The organism is Ruegeria atlantica, assembly GCF_013032005.1.
Classification (GTDB): Bacteria; Pseudomonadota; Alphaproteobacteria; order Rhodobacterales; family Rhodobacteraceae; genus Ruegeria; species Ruegeria atlantica_A.
In genome coordinates, this window is record NZ_WQBE01000008.1 from 115,029 (window position 1) to 132,386 (window position 17,358).

At 59.6% G+C, this 17,358-nt stretch carries 15 protein-coding genes; 5 read left to right on the plus strand and 10 right to left on the minus strand.

Features of this window, described 5'->3' with window-relative positions:
* Window positions 1-33: 33 nt before the first annotated feature.
* A complete protein-coding gene (gene mnmD, locus GOX21_RS15265) occupies window positions 34-699 on the plus strand; it encodes a tRNA (5-methylaminomethyl-2-thiouridine)(34)-methyltransferase MnmD (protein WP_170378333.1) in 666 nt (221 codons plus the stop codon).
* Complete coding sequence (locus GOX21_RS15270; RefSeq protein ID WP_170362317.1) at window positions 696-1,565, plus strand: DMT family transporter; 870 nt, start codon at window positions 696-698, stop codon at window positions 1,563-1,565. Before mnmD ends, GOX21_RS15270 begins: the two co-directional genes overlap by 4 nt.
* On the opposite strand, the gene GOX21_RS15275 is transcribed toward GOX21_RS15270, so the two are convergent.
* Entirely contained in the window at window positions 1,539-3,503 is a 1,965-nt protein-coding gene (locus GOX21_RS15275) for a lytic transglycosylase domain-containing protein (RefSeq protein ID WP_170378335.1), read from the minus strand. The genes GOX21_RS15270 and GOX21_RS15275 overlap by 27 nt on opposite strands.
* Window positions 3,504-3,637: 134 nt before the next feature.
* Here GOX21_RS15275 and dapA point away from each other — a divergent pair, with 134 nt between their 5' ends.
* On the plus strand, window positions 3,638-4,510 hold the full coding sequence (gene dapA, locus GOX21_RS15280) for a 4-hydroxy-tetrahydrodipicolinate synthase (protein ID WP_170378338.1): 873 nt from the start codon (window positions 3,638-3,640) through the stop codon (window positions 4,508-4,510).
* A gap of 100 nt (window positions 4,511-4,610) precedes the next feature.
* On the opposite strand, the gene GOX21_RS15285 is transcribed toward dapA, so the two are convergent.
* From GOX21_RS15285 to GOX21_RS15315, 7 genes are all read right to left on the minus strand, one after another.
* Window positions 4,611-5,483, minus strand: coding sequence for a dimethyl sulfoxide reductase anchor subunit family protein (locus tag GOX21_RS15285; RefSeq protein ID WP_170378340.1), 873 nt, complete (start codon window positions 5,481-5,483; stop codon window positions 4,611-4,613).
* The gene (locus GOX21_RS15290) at window positions 5,483-6,232 is read right to left on the minus strand and encodes a 4Fe-4S dicluster domain-containing protein (RefSeq protein ID WP_170362313.1); all 750 of its coding nucleotides are present in this window, start codon (window positions 6,230-6,232) and stop codon (window positions 5,483-5,485) included. Before GOX21_RS15290 ends, GOX21_RS15285 begins: the two co-directional genes overlap by 1 nt.
* Window positions 6,229-9,048: a molybdopterin oxidoreductase family protein gene (locus tag GOX21_RS15295; RefSeq protein ID WP_170378342.1), complete on the minus strand. Its 2,820-nt coding sequence runs from the start codon at window positions 9,046-9,048 to the stop codon at window positions 6,229-6,231. The genes GOX21_RS15290 and GOX21_RS15295 overlap by 4 nt, the downstream gene beginning before the upstream one ends.
* Window positions 9,049-9,072: 24 nt before the next feature.
* Entirely contained in the window at window positions 9,073-10,095 is a 1,023-nt protein-coding gene (locus GOX21_RS15300) for a YeiH family protein (RefSeq protein ID WP_217353045.1), read from the minus strand.
* Window positions 10,096-10,175: 80 nt separating this feature from the next.
* Window positions 10,176-11,198, minus strand: coding sequence for a phosphate acetyltransferase (gene pta / locus GOX21_RS15305; protein WP_170378346.1), 1,023 nt, complete (start codon window positions 11,196-11,198; stop codon window positions 10,176-10,178).
* A gap of 5 nt (window positions 11,199-11,203) precedes the next feature.
* Window positions 11,204-12,982 carry a sulfoacetaldehyde acetyltransferase gene (gene xsc, locus GOX21_RS15310; protein ID WP_170378348.1) on the minus strand — a complete coding sequence of 593 codons (1,779 nt, stop codon included), beginning with the start codon at window positions 12,980-12,982 and terminating at the stop codon, window positions 11,204-11,206.
* A gap of 125 nt (window positions 12,983-13,107) precedes the next feature.
* The gene (locus GOX21_RS15315; RefSeq protein WP_170351005.1) at window positions 13,108-14,568 is read right to left on the minus strand and encodes a PLP-dependent aminotransferase family protein; all 1,461 of its coding nucleotides are present in this window, start codon (window positions 14,566-14,568) and stop codon (window positions 13,108-13,110) included.
* A gap of 136 nt (window positions 14,569-14,704) precedes the next feature.
* Here GOX21_RS15315 and GOX21_RS15320 point away from each other — a divergent pair, with 136 nt between their 5' ends.
* Window positions 14,705-15,013 carry an ArsR/SmtB family transcription factor gene (locus GOX21_RS15320; RefSeq protein WP_170328866.1) on the plus strand — a complete coding sequence of 103 codons (309 nt, stop codon included), beginning with the start codon at window positions 14,705-14,707 and terminating at the stop codon, window positions 15,011-15,013.
* Window positions 15,006-16,037 carry a permease gene (locus GOX21_RS15325; protein ID WP_170378350.1) on the plus strand — a complete coding sequence of 344 codons (1,032 nt, stop codon included), beginning with the start codon at window positions 15,006-15,008 and terminating at the stop codon, window positions 16,035-16,037. Before GOX21_RS15320 ends, GOX21_RS15325 begins: the two co-directional genes overlap by 8 nt.
* A 37-nt stretch (window positions 16,038-16,074) precedes the next feature.
* Here GOX21_RS15325 and GOX21_RS15330 read toward each other — a convergent pair whose 3' ends face one another.
* Window positions 16,075-16,467: a hypothetical protein gene (locus tag GOX21_RS15330; protein WP_170362307.1), complete on the minus strand. Its 393-nt coding sequence runs from the start codon at window positions 16,465-16,467 to the stop codon at window positions 16,075-16,077.
* Between the two features lie 54 nt (window positions 16,468-16,521).
* Window positions 16,522-17,283, minus strand: coding sequence for a DUF1013 domain-containing protein (locus tag GOX21_RS15335; RefSeq protein ID WP_170351002.1), 762 nt, complete (start codon window positions 17,281-17,283; stop codon window positions 16,522-16,524).
* Window positions 17,284-17,358 lie beyond the last annotated feature (75 nt).

Here is a 17,358-nt window from a genome sequence, read left to right on the forward strand (position 1 = left end):
CAGTGTCGCGCCGCTTAGCTACAGGATTCCCCGATGGCAGACCAGCGCGCCGAACTGACATGGACCGAGGATCAGATCCCGGTCTCGGACCGTTTCGACGATCCTTATTATTCGTTGCAGAACGGGTTGGAGGAAACGCGGCATGTCTTTCTGGCGGGTAATGATCTGCCCGCGCGATTTGCGCCGGGGTTTCGTATCGCCGAGTTGGGTTTTGGCACGGGTCTAAACATGCTGACTGTGTGGTCCGAATGGGAGAAAACTGGCCAAACCACGCCCCTGACCTTCACCAGTTTCGAAGCCTTTCCGATGACGCCCGAGGACATGTCCCGCGCAATGGCATCGTTCCCCGAATTGACACCGTGGAGCGACCGTTTTCTGGCGCAGTGGCAGAGTGGCGGGTGCGATCTGGGGACCCTGCGCCTTGAAGTGATCGAGGGCGACGCTCGTCAGACATTGCCTGACTGGGCTGGTCGGGCAGATGCATGGTTTCTGGACGGGTTTTCCCCGGCAAAGAACCCTGAATTGTGGGGGGCTGATCTGATGCAGCAGGTGGCGGATCATACGGCAGCCGAGGGCACAGCAGCCACCTACACTGCCGCCGGATTTGTGCGGCGCGGGCTGGAAGAGGCGGGCTTTACCGTCGCCCGAACCCCCGGCTATGGCCGCAAGCGTCATATGACCCGGGCGCGCAAGCCATGACGCAGCAGAATAACGTGCGGGCCGGAATTGGCCTGATGATCGCGGCCACCATCGTGTTTGCCTTGCAGGACGGTATCTCGCGCCATCTGGCCGGGACCTACAACACCTACATGGTTGTGATGATCCGCTACTGGTTCTTCGCCGCGTTTGTCATTGCGCTGGCAGCGCGCGCGCCGGGCGGGTTACGGGCCGCAGCGCAGACGAGCCAGCTTGGGCTACAGGTGTTTCGTGGCGTCTTGCTGGCGGCAGAGATTTGCGTGGCCGTGTTTGCGTTCACCGTTCTTGGCCTGATCGACACGATGGCTGTGTTTATCTGTTATCCATTGCTGGTCGCAGCCTTAAGCGGACCGGTGCTTGGTGAGAAAGTAGGTTGGAGACGCTGGTCCGCTATTGGTGTCGGTTGCATTGGGGTTCTGATCATCCTGCAACCCGGGGTCGGGGTGTTCAACCCGTGGGCCATCGTTCCGCTCATATCCGCGCTGATGTTTGCACTCTATGGTCTACTGACCCGGTTCGCTGCCCGTAAGGACAGTGCGGCCACCAGCTTTTTCTGGACTGGAATTGCGGGTGCTGTTGCGATGACTTCGGTGGGAATGTGGTTCTGGGAACCGATGGCCCGCCCGGACTGGGTCTGGATGGCGGTGTTGTGTGTCAGCGGCGTGTTAGGCCACTGGCTGCTGATCAAATGCTATGAGATGGCCGAGGCCAGCGCGGTGCAGCCCTTTGCCTATTTCCACCTGGTCTGGGGTACGATTTTGGGCATCACGGTCTTTGGCGAGGCGCTGCGGCCAGAGGTCGTTCTGGGCGCAGCTTTGGTCGTGGCGGCGGGTCTGTTCACCCTATGGCGCGAACGACGCCAGGGTTGAGCCGACCAATTCCTGCGAGAAGGGGATCGGCAGAGCGGGCTGGCCCAGGCGCGCGCGATAGACCGGCAGGCTTTCGGCCACACGCATCACGTAGTTGCGCGTCTCGCTGAACGGGATCGTCTCGATCCAGTCGACCACGTCAATCTCACCGGCGCGGGGATCGCCATATCGATCCATCCACGATATCGGACGGCGCGGCCCGGCATTATAGCCTGCGGCCATCATCACAACATTGCCGTTGAAATCCTCTGCCAGCCCGGACAGGTAATTGGCGCCCAGCTTGGCGTTGTATTGCCAGTCCGAGGTCAGCTTGATTGTCTTGTGACCGCTGAGAATTCCCAGCTCCTTAGCTACCAGTTGTGCTGTGGCAGGCATCACCTGCATCAGCCCGCGCGCGCCCGCGCCGCTGATCACCACCGGGTCGAACTCGCTTTCGCGACGGGCGATGGCCAAGGTCATCTCTTTCGCCATGGGCAGGCCCATATCGGCTACCGGATGCACCGGGTAATAGGCGGCGGGCAGAACAACGCCCGTTTTCGCCGCCCGTTTGGCGATCATCACCGCCAGATGCGGCTCCTTGAGTTCGATCACCAGATCGCCCAATTGCGTCGCCTGCACCTGATCCAGTTCTTCTACTAGATGGGTTAGGAAGCGTTCGGACAGGTTATCTTCGCCCGCACGCAACAGCAGCAGCCCGGCTTCCAACACGCTGGAGTCGGCAAACTCCGCCTGTTTCCAATGCGGCGCGCGGCGAGGGTTGGCCAATTCGCTGTCAAACGGTCGTCCAATGCGTTCAGCCGCCAACAGGCCATAGAACGACGTCTGGTAATCCGCGCCCATCGCATAAGCTTCATAGGCTTTGTCGACATCGCCTTGCGCGCTATAGGCCCGACCCAGCCAGTATCCGCCGCGCCCTTTCGAGATCGGAGACTGCACCGCGCCTGAAAAGTTCTGGAAATGCCGCACGGCTGTGGCCGGATCGTTCAACTTGCGCAGGGCCAAGAACCCCGCCAGCCATTCCAGATCGGCATAGGCATAGCCCATTTCCGGCGTCATGTGATGGTTCGCAGCGATCTGGTAGGCGCGATTCACGTCGCCATTGCGCATCTCAAGCCGGGCCAGACGGCGGCGGCCCTCGGCCCATTTGTCAGGTTCACCCAGCGCCTCAGGCCCGGTCGAGCGTGCCAACATCAGGTCAATTGCGCTGTCGTCCAGCTCTTTCCGGTCGCGCCAGACAAAACGGTCAAAGGCCAACCCCGGCGCGTCGGCCAGGGATTTCGGAACGGCTGCAACCTTGCCATCGACGCCGGGCAGGCGTTTTTGCAGGGCAATCCGCGCTTCGGCCAGCTTGCGCTGATCGGCACTGACCAAGGGCAGCATCTGCCCCGCGCTGACCAAGTGGTTGTCCCACAGCATCCGGTCCAGCCGCGCCGCGTGGTGGGGTTTCAGCAGTTTGCTGAAATTCTCAAGGTAATTCTTCTGCAGACCCTTACCCATCGGCATGGTGCGCCATGCAGCTACAATGTCAGCCTCGGCATCACCTTCGCGCCCCTTGGCCATCAAGGCGACAGCATAGTTCAGCGCCCCTTCGGCGGTTTGCGGCGGTACGTCGGCGTAGAATTTCAAGACCCGATCGGGATCAGCACCGGTAAAGACCGGCTCGCTTTTGCGCCTCAGCCAGGCCAGACCCGGCCAATCCGGTCGGCGTTCCAGAAACACCAGCACATCGCCAGAGCTGCCATAGCCTTCGCGCAGCCAGTGCCAGACAATGATATCGCGGCTGACCGACCCCCGATTGCCCGAAACCCGCAGGGCGGCATTCCAGTCGCCCTTACGCATTTCGTTCATCCCGGCCCGCAGATCACCGACCGAGTCGGCCTGCGCTTGCCCCATTGACCCAAGAATCATTGCTATCAAAAGCGCTAGAACGCGTGTCATGCCTTGCATTTCCCAACCAACCAAGGATAGAGCCATTCAGGATAAACCTTGTGCCGACGGTATCAACTCACATCGCCATGATTGTGACGATCCTTGGGCACAAAAAACACAAACTGCACACTAAGGAGCGTGTCATGTTCAAAGGCTCAATGCCAGCCCTCGTCACACCGTTTTCAAACGGCGAGTTGGACCTGAAGACGCTCAAACACTTGGTGGAATGGCAGATTCAGGAAGGCTCGACCGGGCTGGTTCCTGTGGGCACCACCGGTGAAAGCCCGACCCTTAGTCATGAAGAGCATGAAACCGTTGTGGAAGAGGTGGTCAAAGCGGCCGCTGGTCGTGTTCCGGTTATCGCCGGGGCGGGGTCGAATAACACGGTTGAGGCAATCCGCTTTGTGCGATTCGCAGAACGGATCGGTGCCGATGCGGCACTGGTGGTGACGCCGTATTACAACAAGCCGACCCAAAAGGGTCTGGTGGCACATTTCCGTGCGCTGCATGATTGCGCCGATATTCCGATCATCATCTACAACATCCCCGGTCGGTCGGTCGTCGACATGACCCCGGCAACCATGGGTGAACTGGCTGAATTGCCGCGCATCGTGGGCGTCAAGGACGCCACTGGTGATCTGGCGCGCGTCAGCCAGCAGCGTGCGACTTGTGGGCCCGCGTTCTGCCAACTGTCCGGCGAAGACGCGACCGCGCTGGGCTTTAACGCGCATGGCGGTGTTGGCTGCATATCGGTGACCGCGAATGTCGCACCGAAGCTTTGCGCCGAGTTCCAGCAGGCAACGTTGGCAGGCGATTTTGCCAAGGCGCTGGAATATCAGGATCGCCTGATGCCCCTGCACGAGGCGATTTTCCTCGAGCCGGGTCTGGTCGGGGCAAAATACGCGCTTAGCAAACTGGGTCTGTGCAGTGACGAGGTCCGCTCGCCTCTGACACCGCTGGAAAACAACACCAAGGCCGCTATTGATGCCGCAATGGCCCATGCCGGTCTGATTTGATCCCAGCCTGGCCGGGTGGTTTCACCCGGTTGGCAATCCCTTGGAAAAGACGGATTGGCCTGTCAGGCTAAAAAAGAAGGGGGCTGAGAGCCCCCTTTTATTATCGTTTTCCGTAGTACAGCCCGACGACGTGTTCGGCCTGTGCAAAGAATAGCCATCGGGAAATTGCAACGCCGGTCAGATGGGATAGGACGGCGAGCAATGCCAGTATGTGATGGAATGGCAGCATCAACAGGATCAGCGGTACGAAAATGGCCAACGTGAACGAGATGATCCGCAGCTTTTCGGCGTGTTTGCGCCCGACCACGTGGACGAATTCGCGCAGCAGATAGTTGGTGCCGGTATGGGGTGGTTCAAACGCCCGAACCGAACCGCGCCCGCCCAGGCCTGTAGCGGTGCCCAGATCAGTGCCGGATTGGACAAAGGCCTTGTCCCCTTGCCGCCAGTACATCAGTTGCACCGCGCCGGCGATCAACAACAACGGCATCGCCCAAGCAAGTTGCCCGGACAGAAGCGCCCCGCCCGCAAGGCTGAAGCTGAGGAACATGGTGGGTGTCAGCTTCATGTTCCAGCGCGGGATGGTCTTGAGCTGGGTATAGATCATCGATGTCGTGAACACTGTTGCCAGTGAGAACAAGGAACCGAGAACGCCCAGAGCGCCCCAGCGCTGCCCAAAAAACACCGCGCCGATGGCGTAAAGCCCCATCAGGACTAGGGCGATGACTGCGCACCAGCCTTCACGGCTGAGCCAGCTTGACCGCCATTGCGTAAAAGCCTTCATCGCGCGTTCCGGGTGGCCCAGGTGGAAGGTCGAGGCCAGCAAGCCGCCGACGGAAAGACCAAAGCCGATGGCAAAAAGCGCAAAGGCGACCCAGCCGGTGACGACGGGCAAGCCGAGGCCGAGGAAAAACAGCAGGCCAAAACCCAGGCCCGAGAGGGTGGTGAAGACGATGACGGAAGGTGCGGGATGCATCAGAGCTTCTCCAGAGTTTTGTCGAGCCAGCCAAGGAATCCTTTGGGTTCTTCGGCGACCGGGGCCAGCAGCGGGGCCAGAATGTCGATCTGATCCTCGATCTGATCCTTGGGCCTGGGTGGCAGATATTTGTTGACGGGTTTGGTGCCCATTTCCGGCATCAGGTCCATGCCCTCACGCTCAGCCACCAGTTTGCTGACGTCGCTGTCAGGATCGCCAAGATCACCGAAATGCCGGGCCCCGGCGGGGCAAGTGCGCACGCAAGAGGGGACACGATCCACCTCGGGCAGGTTCTCGTTGTAGATGCGATCAACGCACAGGGTGCATTTCTTCATCACACCTTCCGCCTGATCCAGCTCGCGCGCGCCATAAGGGCAGGACCACGCGCATAGGCCACAGCCGATGCAGTCGCTTTCATTGACCAGAACGATGCCATCCTCGACCCGCTTATAGCTGGCCCCGGTGGGGCACACGGTGACGCAGGGCGCGTCTTCGCAATGCAGGCAGGATTTGGGGAAATGGATCAGCTGTGCGTGACCCTCATCCGGTGTCACCTCGTAGGAATGCACACGGTTCAGGAAGGTGCCCGACGGATTGGCGCCATAGGCATCCTGATCCGACAGCGGCGCGCCATAGTTTTCGGTGTTCCAGCCTTTGCAGGAAATCACGCAGGCATGGCAGCCAACGCAGGTGTCCAGGTCGATAACCAGACCCATCTTACGTTCGGTGGATTGGGGGAGTTGGGTCATTTGCCTACCTTCCACGCCAGATCTTTCGGGCCGGTTCCCACCGGCGATTTTATAGGATCGAATTCCGGTTGGCTTTCGGCGTCACCCGGGGCTTCGGCTTTTTCGATTTTGACCTTCAGGTCGAACCAGGCGGCCTGACCGGTAATGGGGTCGGAGTTGGCCCACCGCATGCCATCGCCTTTCGGCGGCATCAGCTCGTGAATCAGATGGTTCAGCAGGAAGCCTTTGGTGGCCTCGGGCGCGTCCTCTTGCAGGGCCCAGGCGCCTTTGCGCTTGCCGATGGCGTTCCAGGTCCAGACGGTGTTTTCATTCAGCGCTGCCATTTCCATGACCGGCACCGTGATTGCCCCATGCGGCGAGCTGACCTTGGCCCAGTCACCATCCTGCAGCCCGTGCTCGCGCATCAGTTTGGTCGGGACATAAAGAGGGTTGCGCCCGTGCAACTGGCGCAGCCAAGCGTTCTGGGTGCCCCAGCTATGGTACATTGCCATAGGGCGTTGGGTCAGGGCGTTGACGGTGAAACCTTCGTTGCCTTGTTGATCGGTCTCGTACCAGATCGGCAGCGGGTCCATCGTGTCCTTGATGCGCTGGCGCAGATGCTCGGGTGGTTGCCTCTCACCATGGCCTTCGGCCGCCAGTTGGAATTTGCGCATCGGTTCCGAATAAAGCTGGAAAAGGTAAGGTTGCGGGCTGTCATAGATACCCATGCCCACGGCCCAGTCCTGATAGGCTGCGTTCCAAGGTTTGTAGTAATCCGCACCTTCGGGAATATGCGCGACATAGAAGCCGCCGTTGTCGATATAGCGGTTCAATTGTTCCGGGTTGACCTCACCACGCCCTTCCTTGTCGCCATCTGGGCCACGGAAACCGGCCAGCGGGCCAATGCCCGGGCGGCGTTCGTGGTTGACGATGTAGTCGGCATAGTCCTTCCACTTGGCGCTGCCATCTTCGTTGGTGAAGCCGGGCAGGTTCATGCGGTTGGCCAGTTCGATCAACACCGACTGGAACCCGCGGACGTCGCGATCGGGTTCGATCACCGGCCAGCGGATCGCATCGGCGGCGGCATCAGCCTCGCAGATTGGACGGTCCAGAAGCGAGATACAGTCATGCCGTTCCAGATAGGTGGTGTCGGGCAAGACCAGATCGGCATAGGCCACCATTTCCGAGGAATAGGCATCGGAATAGATGATGTTCGGAATGACGTAATTTCCGTCATCATCTTTGGCGGTCAGCATTTCCATCACGCCTTTGGTGTTCATGGACGAGTTCCACGACATGTTTGCCATGTACATAAACAGCGTGTCGATCTTGTAGGGATCACCCGCAGCAGCGTTTGAAATCACCATATGCATCAGCCCGTGGGCCGACATCGGGTTTTCCCAGGTGAACGCCTTGTCGATGCGAATGGGGCTGCCGTCATCGTCCAGCAGCAGATCGTCGGGACCGCGTGGAAAGCCCAGATGCGGCCCGTTCAGCGGTCGGCCCGGACGGCGGTCGCCATGCGGTGTCGGGTGCGCCTCGACCGGTTTGGGATAGGGCGGTTTGAAACGGAAACCTCCGGGCACTTCGACAGTGCCCAGCAGGATTTGCAGAACGTGCAGCGCGCGGCAGGTCTGGAACCCATTTGCATGGGCCGATACCCCGCGCATCGAATGGAAGCTGACCGGACGACCGATCATCTTGGAGTGCTTCTCACCCCGGAAATCGGTCCATTCGTGGTCCAGTTCGATTGCTTCGTCAAAGGCAACACGGGCGATTTCGGCCGCGATGGCGCGGATGCGTTGCGCCGGGATGCCACAGCGTTCGGCCACGGCCTCGGGCGCGTTGTCGTCGCTGAGGTATTTGTCCGCCATCAGGTGGAAGACCGGGCGGTGGGTGACGCCATCTTTTTCGTAAGTCGCCGACAGGTCAGGGCGCACACCCGGCTTGTCAAAGGCGGTCAGCTCGCCTGTGGTGCGGTCGATCACCAGCGGTTTTCCATCGGCGTCGCGCAGGAACAGGCCTTTCTCGGGGCCTTCGGCGGCATTCACCAGAACCGGCGCGTTGGTGTAGCGGCTGAGGTAATCAAGGTCGATCTTGCCCGCCTTCATCAGCACGTGGATCAGCGACAGGATGAACAGCCCATCGGTGCCCGGCGTGATCCCGACCCAATCATCGGCCACAGCGTTATATCCCGAACGGATCGGGTTGACCCCGATCACCCGCGCGCCCCGTGCCTTGATCTTGCCAAGGCCCATCTTGATCGGGTTGCTGTCATGGTCCTCGGCCACGCCGAACAGCATGAACAGCTTGGTGTGATCCCAGTCAGGCTGACCGAATTCCCAGAACGCACCACCCATCGTATAGATGCCGCCCGCCGCCATGTTGACCGAGCAGAAACCGCCATGGGCCGCATAGTTTGGGGTGCCGAAATTCTGTGCCCAGAAGCTGGTGAAGCTCTGGCTTTGATCGCGACCGGTGAAGAAGGCCAGTTTTTGTGGCGCGGTTTCGTGCAACTCGTTCAGCCAACCGACGGCAGTGCTGATCGCTTCGTCCCATTCGATCTCGCGAAACTCACCCGAGCCGCGCGGACCAACTCGGCGCAGCGGCTTGCGCAGCCGCGACGGCGCGTTGACCTGCATGATCCCGGCCGAGCCCTTGGCGCACAAAACGCCCTTGTTCACCGGGTGATCACGGTTGCCTTCGATATAGGCGACCTTGCCGTCTTTCATATGAACGTTGATACCACAGCGGCAGGCACACATGTAACAGGTGGTGCGCCGAACCTCGTCCGAGACTTTAGGGCTGGTGTCTATCTTCGGTTGCTGGATGGTCATCTGGCGTCCTTCTGTCGGGGCGGATCAGGTCAGGAAAGTTATTCCGGCTAGGATAATTCCTGCAATGAAAAGAGTTTCTAAGACGATCAGGGCAATGGCTGCGCCGCCGACCGACAAGATTTGTTTCAGGTTGGTCTTCATGCCGACCGCCGCGATGGCGATCAGCAGCAGCCACCGCGATGCCTGGCTAAGCAGTTCAGTGATGAAAGGCGGGATCAGGCCGAACGAGCTGGCGGTAGCCAGAACAAGAAAACCAAGGACAAAGCCCGGAAGGATCGGGGGCCGTTTGCCGGTTTCATCCATTTCAGCAACGCCGCGGATGATCAGCGACGCGACCAGAACCACCGGGGCCAGCATCGCCACACGGATCAGTTTCACCAGCGTTGCAGTATCGCCGGTCTGTTCCGAGATCGAAAAGCCTGCGCCGACCACTTGCGCCACGTCGTGGATCGTACCGCCCAGAAACACGCCCCCTGCGACATCGCTCATGCCCAGAATGCGCACTAAGATCGGATAGGCGATCATCGCAATGGTCGATAGAACGGTGACGCCCAGAACGGTAAAAATCAGGCGCTCTTCGGATCGTTCATCCTTGGGTAGAATGGCGCTGATGGCCATCGCGGCAGAGGCCCCGCAAATCGCGACAGAACCGGCGGTCAGAAAGGCAAAGCGCCATTTGTGGCCAAAGAATCGGGCAACCAGAAGGCCAAAGCCAATTGTTGCTAGAACCCCGCCCACGACCAGAGCGATCAGGTCCCAGCCCAGCCCCATCATCAGCGTCATTGAAACCCGAACACCCAACAGCGCCACGCCCAGGCGTAGCAGCGATTTTGCGGCAAAGCCGATACCAGGGACGGTTTTACCCTCTTCCCCCAAAAAGCTAAGCGCAATGCCCAAAAGTAGAGCCATCAGCATGGCTGGCGTCGCGTAATGCTCAGACAGGAATTTGGCAGATACGGCAACGATGATCGCCACCAGAATGCCCGGGAAAAGGGTGCGGGCCTTTTGGGTGGCGTTTACACCGACAAGATTTGAAATCTGGGTCATGGCCAGCATTTATTCGACGGTCCTTCCTGACGCAGCGGCGTCATCGGCGAGTATGCCGCCGAAGTTATGCTGGTTCCGGATCAGCATGTCTCGGGCTCGGCATCGTCGTGCTGGGCCTGAACAGCGGTCACTGCAATCATGTGCAGAACATCATCTGCCGAACAGCCGCGTGACAGGTCGTTTGCTGGTTTCGCCAGTCCTTGCAGAACCGGCCCGATGGCCTCCGCCCCGCCAATACGCTGTGCGATCTTGTAGCCAAGGTTCCCGGCATCGAGATTCGGGAAGACAAACACGTTGGCTTGCCCTTTCAACGGCGAATCCTTGGCCTTTTTGCTGGCAACATCGGGCACGTAGGCGGCGTCGAACTGCAGCTCTCCGTCGATCAGCAGATGCGGGCTTGCGGCTTTGGCGATCCGGGTGGCTTCGACAACCTTGGAAACTTTGGGATGGTTGGCGCTGCCGCCTGTGGAAAAGGACAGCATGGCAACACGGGGTTCTTGGCCGGTCAGTGCGTGGTACGACGCCGCCGATGCCTGCGCGATTTCGGCCAGTTCCCGTTCGTCGGGATCAACAACCAGACCGCAATCGGCAAAGATGTGAACACCCTGAACCGCGTGGTGGTCGCGGTCATAGATCATCAAAAAGAAGCTGGACACCATATGGGCGTCGGGCGCTTTGCCAATGATCTGCAAAGCGGCGCGCACAGTGTCCGAGGTGGTTTCAACAGCACCGCCGACGGTACCATCAGCCAGTCCCAGGTGGACCAGCATGGCGGCATAGTTCAGGCGGCTTCTGATCAGTTTCTGCGCGTTCTCTGGCGTCATGCCCTTGTGCTTGCGCAGCTCATAATAGGTCGTGGCGAACCGATCTGTATGGGGGGATGTCGCGGGGTCATGGATGGTAATCCCGTCCACATCGGATCCGCCTTTTTCCGCCAGCAAGGCGGTGATCTTGGCGTGATCGCCCACAAGGATGATATCGGCGGCATTTTCGGCACGCGCTTTCAGCGCACCTTCCACCACACGTGGATCATCGCCCTCAGCAAGGGCGATGATCTTTTTGGAACTGGTCGCAGCCCCAAGTATTTGGCGCAGGGGCTTCACAGCGATCAGGCCCCGGCTTGCGGTGTCATGTCACCAGCTTCGACGCCAGCAACGGCAACCGGCTTTTTCATCGCGTCACGACGGAAGGGCTCACCCAGTTCTTGGTTGATCAGGGCTTCGATCAGGGTGGTGATGCCGTTCTTCTGGTCCTCGATCGCCTGGTTCAGCGCCGCGGTCAGCTCTTCCTGAGTGCGGGCAACCACACCCTTCAGACCACAAGCTTGTGCGATACCGGCATAGGACACTTTGGTGTCCAGCTCGGTGCCGACGAAGTTGTCGTCGAACCACAGGGTCGAGTTACGCTTTTCCGCGCCCCACTGGTAGTTGCGGAAAACGATCTGAGTTACGGCGGGCCATTCTTCGCGGCCGATCGCTGTCAGTTCGTTCACGGCGATACCGAATGCACCGTCACCGGCAAAGCCGACAACCGGAACGTCAGGCTGACCGATTTTCGCACCAACGATGGCGGGCAGGCCGTAACCACAGGGGCCGAACAGGCCAGGTGCCAGGTACTTGCGGCCTTCTTCGAACGCCGGATAGGCGTTACCGATGGCGCAGTTGTTGCCGATGTCGGACGAGATGATCGCCTCTTTCGGCAGCGCAGCCTGGATTGCGCGCCATGCCATGCGGGGGCTCATCCAGTCGGGCTTGGCTGCACGTGCACGCTCGTTCCAGGAGGTGCCCGGATCATCGTCCTCGTGAGTCATCGAGGTCAGTTCCTGTGCCCATGCCGATTTCTTCTGGGCGATGCGGTCCTTACGCGCCTGACGGCCTTCGTCGCCGGCGGTGTCGCTCAAACGAGACAGGATGCCATTGGCCACTTTGGCGGCGTCACCGATGATGCCGACGCTGACGTCCTTGGTCAGGCCGATGCGGTCAGGGTTGATGTCGACCTGAATGATCTTTGCATCCGCAGGCCAGTAGTTGATGCCGTAACCGGGCAGGGTCGAGAACGGGTTCAGACGGGTGCCGAGGGCCAGAACAACATCGGCCTCCGAGATCAGCTCCATACCGGCTTTCGAACCGTTATAGCCCAGAGGGCCAGCAAACAGCGGGTGCGAACCGGGGAACGCGTCATTGTGCTGGTAGCCAACGCAGACCGGGGCGTCCAGACGCTCGGCCAGGGCTTTCGATGCTTCGATGCCGCCTTCGGCCAGAACAACGCCCGCGCCGTTCAGGATGACAGGGTTTTTGGCGTTCGACAGCATTTCGGCAGCTGCGGCAACCGCATCTTCGCCGCCCGAGGGACGTTCGAAATCAACAATTTTGGGCAGTTCGATGTCGACCACCTGGGTCCACATGTCACGCGGGATGTTCAGCTGAGCCGGGGCGCTGGCGCGCTTGGCGTTCATGATCACGCGGTTCAGAACTTCGGCAACACGCGACGGATCACGTACTTCTTCCTGATAGGCAACGCAGTCTGCGAACATGCGCATCTGCTCCATCTCTTGGAAGCCGCCCTGACCGATGGTCTTGTTGGCCGCCTGCGGCGTGACCAGCAGAACCGGCGTGTGGTTCCAATAGGCGGTTTTTACAGCAGTGACAAAGTTGGTGATGCCGGGGCCGTTCTGCGCAATCATCATCGACATTTTGCCGGTGGCGCGAGTGTAACCGTCGGCCATCATGCCGCCCGAACCTTCGTGGGCGCAGTCCCAGAACATGATCCCGGCTTTCGGGAACAAATCCGAGATCGGCATCATCGCCGAGCCAATGATACCGAATGCATGTTCGATACCGTGCATTTGCAGGACTTTAACAAAAGCCTCTTCAGTCGTCATTTTCATGTGTGTGATCTCCGCGCATGTGTGGAATGGCCGGGCCCGGTGCCCCGCCCTTGGATACGGTTTTGACCCATGGGGCAGGGCTGCGTTAGGGCCAGAACGCTTCGCGGAATAGGTCCAGTGTGGCGCTAACAGGCGCGGATGGCGTCGGCGATCAATTTCACACCCGGTTCAATTCGGTCCTGCCGGATCGAGGAATAGCCGATACGGTAGAAATTCTTCGGCTGATCCGGCCCCGAAAAGAACGGCGCGCCGGGTTCGATATGAACGCTCTGGCCCTGCAGCGTGTGGGCCAGTTGCGTTGTGTCGACGTGTTCAGGGGCAGACATCCACAGGGATGATCCGCCCATGATGCCACGCCCGGCCACTGTCAGCCCGTGTTTGTCGATCGCTTGGTCCAAGGCCTCGCGCCTGCGCGCCAATGCCTTGGACATGCGTCGGATCTGCGCGTCGTAATGGCCCAATGACAGGAAATAGGCGGCGGTGCGCTGGATGTGCCCCGGCGGGTGGCGCAACACCAACGAACGCAGCGCCCGCGCCTCGCGGATGAAAGGTTCCGAGCCGACCATGTATCCCAGGCGCAATCCCGGAAACAGCGATTTTGAAAAGCTGCCAACATAGATCACGCGGCCATCGCGGTCCATCGACTTCAACGCCGGAGAGGGCGCGCCCAGAAAGGCCATTTCGAATTCATAATCGTCTTCGACCACCATCGCGTCCAGGTCATGCGCGCGTTCCAGCAATTTGTGCCTACGCTCAACGGGCATAGTTGCAGTGGTTGGGCTTTGGTGACTGGGCGTCGTAAAGATAACGTCGGCGGTGTCAGGCAATGTCTCAGGGGGCAGCCCGTCGCGGTCGACGGGTATCGGAGTCACGTCGCAATCCCAATGCTCTAGCAGGCTGCGCAGAGAGTAATAGCATGGGTCTTCGATCACCGCGGTGCGATTGTGGGTCAGCAAAATGCGTGAGGCCAGCCACAGTGCGTTCTGCGCGCCCATGGTGATCAGAATCTCTTCGGGGCGGGCGGCGATGCCGCGGCGGGGCAGGGTGTGACGGGCAATGAATTCGACCAGCAGCGGATCATCCTGATCCACGTAATCGGTGGTGAGGGATTCGAAATCCTTGTGCCCGAGGGCTCGTACGGCACACAGGCGCCAGTTGGCGTGGTCAAAAAGATTGCGATCCGCCTGCCCGTAAATGAATGGATAGCGATAGCTGCGCCAGTCCCGTGGTTTCGACAGCATGTCACCGCCCGAGAATCGGCGGGCCAGCGCAGCATCCCAATCCACGGTTTCGGCACCGCGCTGAAGGGGGGTGTATTTCGGCGGCACCGGCGCGTTTTGCGAGACGAAATAGCCCGAACGCCCCTTTGCCGTCAGATAATCATTGGCCAGCAGTTCGGTATAGGCCAGCGTCACCGTAATCCGGCTGACACCCAGATGGGCGGCCAGTTTGCGTGATGAGGGCAGCTTTTCCCCGACATGAAACCTGCCGGACAATATGCCTTCGGCAATCATCTGCTGGATCTGCGCCTGCAGCGTACCTTGCCCGTTCAGCTCAAGAAAGAATGTGTCGACCGATATTGCCATGAGGTCTTATAGGGTGGACCTAAAAGATGAGCAATCTGGACTTATGACTTTTCCAAAAATTCCCACGTTGCCGTGGTTGACGGTGGGTTTCAATTCACCTAAATAACTAGAAATCTAGTTAAATGGAGAATCGAATATGTGGGAAACTGCTGCAGCAGGATTTTCGGCCATGGGGTCCGAGGCCCGGTTGAAGGTTCTGAAAACTTTGGTCCGCGCCGGGCAGGCGGGCCTGACGGTTGGTGAAATTCAAGAGCGGACGGGAATAGCACCGTCAACTTTGGCGCATCACCTTCGGTTTTTGGCCGCGGGCGGTGTCGTGGAACAAGAGAAAGTCGGGCGCAGCACGATCAACCGTGCCTGCTATGACGAGTTGAGAAATCTGGCGCAGTTCATCCTTGCCGAATGCTGCGCGGACGAAGTGGGAAAGGCCGCGAACGATGGCTGAATTGACGCAAAATCCCAAAGTGTCCGTGAAGGCGCTTGATCTGATCAAAACCCCATGGGCATTGATCGTTGCAATCCTGGCCGCCGTGGCTGTTCTGGACCCTGGTAATTGGGTTGAAGTCGTGACTTTTGCTGGTAAGGCGCTGATCCATACCGGCCAGTATATCCTGTTTGCCGTTTTGTTGCTGTCCTACCTCAAGGCGACCGGGGCCGAGGTGATGGTCGCGCGCGCCTTTGAAGGGCGCGAGACGCGGATGATCTTCCTTGCTGCGGTGTTTGGTGGATTGGCGCCGTTCTGTTCCTGTGAGGTCATCCCGTTCATTGCCGGATTGCTGGCGCTGGGTGCGCCCCTGTCTGCGGTGATGGCGTTCTGGCTCAGCTCTCCGTTGATTGACCCGCCAACCCTGTTGATCACCGCCGGTGCGTTGGGATGGCCGTTTGCGATAGGCAAGGCGATTGCTGCGGTGGCGCTGGGTCTGTTCGGCGGTTTCGTTGTGCGCGGCCTGATGCGCTCGGGCGCCTTTGCCCAACCGCTGCGCGACTACAAACCGGCCGGTTGCAGCGCTTGTGGTGGCCCAAAACAGGATGACAAACCGGTCTGGCGATTCTGGCAGGAAGCTGAGCGTCGTCAGCGGTTCCGGTCGGAATTCGTTCACAACGGGCTGTTCCTGCTGAAATGGCTGGCCCTGGCTTATGTGTTAGAGGCGCTGTTGGTCAGCTATGTTCCGGCCGATCTGATCGCCCGCGTGGTGGGGGGCGAAGGTGTCATACCCATCGTGATCGCGGCGTTGGTCGGGATGCCTGCCTATCTGAATTCCTACGTCGCACCGCCACTGCTAGCGGGGCTGACAGAACAGGGGATGAGTGCGGGGGCTGCTATGTCGTTCATGATCGCGGGTGCGGTCAGCTCGATCCCTGCGATGGCAGCGGTGTGGTCACTGGTCAAACCACGGGTCTTTGCCACCTATCTGGGGCTTGGGATTATCGGGGCGATCATTGCTGGTATTCTGTTTCAGATGATCTAAAGGAAAAACCGCCCGGAGATACCTCCGGCGGTTTTGCTTATTGGTTGGCCTCGCACAGGCTCGGCAATTTGAACCTGTACCGTGCCTCTCCGCTGTTTACGTAGACACGTTTTTCGACACAGGCTGTGGTGCCTACTGTTCGTGCGACATGCTCTTTGGGTTCGTTGATGGAGGTGGCCGACCCATCCGGCAATTGAATCGAGGCTATGACACCGTTCTTCAAGTCACCGTTCACGGGGGTTGCCGACAGAACCGAAACGGTCAGGTACGAGTCATGTTCGTGCGCGCCGTTGTCATTGAAAACCAGCAATGCGGTAGCAATCGAGATGGTGCCGACGATTGCAACCGCCAACAAACCCCATGTCTTCAAAAAAGCATAGATTGATACGGCGCGGTGCGGGCCAAAGATTTTGGACAGGATGGTCAGCATGGAATCCCTGCGGAAAAAAGCCCCGGCCTGTTCGGACCGGGGCCAATCTGTGCCTTAGGGGCGCAGATCGTCTTCGTCTTCGTCCTCGGTCCCGCCTTTGGGCAGGTTGAAGAAGCTGTCGGCGTCGATGACCGGCTCTTCTTCTTTCTCTTCCACAGGCTCGTCAGACAGCGAGAAGGTTTCCAGACCTTCGATGGCGGTCGGGATCTTGGGTGCTGCGTCCATTTCCAGCGACTGTTCGGTCGAAACCAGCTTGCGGCGTTCGTCATCGCTCATGACGCCACCTTCGGCTGCCTTCTTGGCCGCGGCTTTCTGAACGATGGCGTCCAGCTCGGATTGCTTGCACAAGCCCAGCGCAACCGGGTCGATCGGTTGCATGTTCGAAATGTTCCAGTGGGTGCGCTCGCGGATCGATTGTATGGTCGGCTTGGTGGTGCCGACCAGCTTGGCGATCTGACCGTCGCTAAGCTCGGGGTGGAATTTGACCAGCCACAGGATCGAGTTCGGACGGTCCTGCCGTTTGGACAGCGGGGTATAGCGCGGACCACGACGTTTTTCTTCACCGCTGGCAGCGGGGTTGAACTTGAGCTTCAGCTTATGCAGCGGGTTACCCTGCGCCGAGTCGATCTCATCCTGGGTCAGCTGGTTGTTGGCGATGGGGTCGAACCCTTTCACGCCCGCGGCTACGTCGCCATCGGCGATGCCTTGAACTTCCAACTCGTGCATGCCCACGAAATCCGCGATCTGCTTGAAGCTGATCGTGGTGTTGTCCACCAGCCATACGGCTGTTGCCTTGGCCATAAGCGGTTTTGCCATCAGCCCGTCTCCTATAAATACATCTGTCCCGTCGCCGGAATTCGGCGGCCCCGTGGTTTTTGGGGCAGGTTTCCG

Bases quoted from the DNA above. Each gene is read 5' to 3' on its own strand.
- GOX21_RS15335 (WP_170351002.1), bottom strand. From the start codon at position 17,283: ATGGCAAAACCGCTTATGGCCAAGGCAACAGCCGTATGGCTGGTGGAC.
- dapA (WP_170378338.1), top strand. From the start codon at position 3,638: ATGTTCAAAGGCTCAATGCCAGCCCTCGTCACACCGTTTTCAAACGGC.
- xsc (WP_170378348.1), bottom strand. From the start codon at position 12,982: ATGAAAATGACGACTGAAGAGGCTTTTGTTAAAGTCCTGCAAATGCAC.
- GOX21_RS15270 (WP_170362317.1), top strand. From the start codon at position 696: ATGACGCAGCAGAATAACGTGCGGGCCGGAATTGGCCTGATGATCGCG.
- GOX21_RS15285 (WP_170378340.1), bottom strand. From the start codon at position 5,483: ATGCATCCCGCACCTTCCGTCATCGTCTTCACCACCCTCTCGGGCCTG.
- GOX21_RS15295 (WP_170378342.1), bottom strand. From the start codon at position 9,048: ATGACCATCCAGCAACCGAAGATAGACACCAGCCCTAAAGTCTCGGAC.
- GOX21_RS15330 (WP_170362307.1), bottom strand. From the start codon at position 16,467: ATGCTGACCATCCTGTCCAAAATCTTTGGCCCGCACCGCGCCGTATCA.
- GOX21_RS15325 (WP_170378350.1), top strand. From the start codon at position 15,006: ATGGCTGAATTGACGCAAAATCCCAAAGTGTCCGTGAAGGCGCTTGAT.
- mnmD (WP_170378333.1), top strand. From the start codon at position 34: ATGGCAGACCAGCGCGCCGAACTGACATGGACCGAGGATCAGATCCCG.
- GOX21_RS15290 (WP_170362313.1), bottom strand. From the start codon at position 6,232: ATGACCCAACTCCCCCAATCCACCGAACGTAAGATGGGTCTGGTTATC.
- GOX21_RS15315 (WP_170351005.1), bottom strand. From the start codon at position 14,568: ATGGCAATATCGGTCGACACATTCTTTCTTGAGCTGAACGGGCAAGGT.
- GOX21_RS15320 (WP_170328866.1), top strand. From the start codon at position 14,705: ATGTGGGAAACTGCTGCAGCAGGATTTTCGGCCATGGGGTCCGAGGCC.
- GOX21_RS15300 (WP_217353045.1), bottom strand. From the start codon at position 10,095: ATGACCCAGATTTCAAATCTTGTCGGTGTAAACGCCACCCAAAAGGCC.
- GOX21_RS15275 (WP_170378335.1), bottom strand. From the start codon at position 3,503: ATGACACGCGTTCTAGCGCTTTTGATAGCAATGATTCTTGGGTCAATG.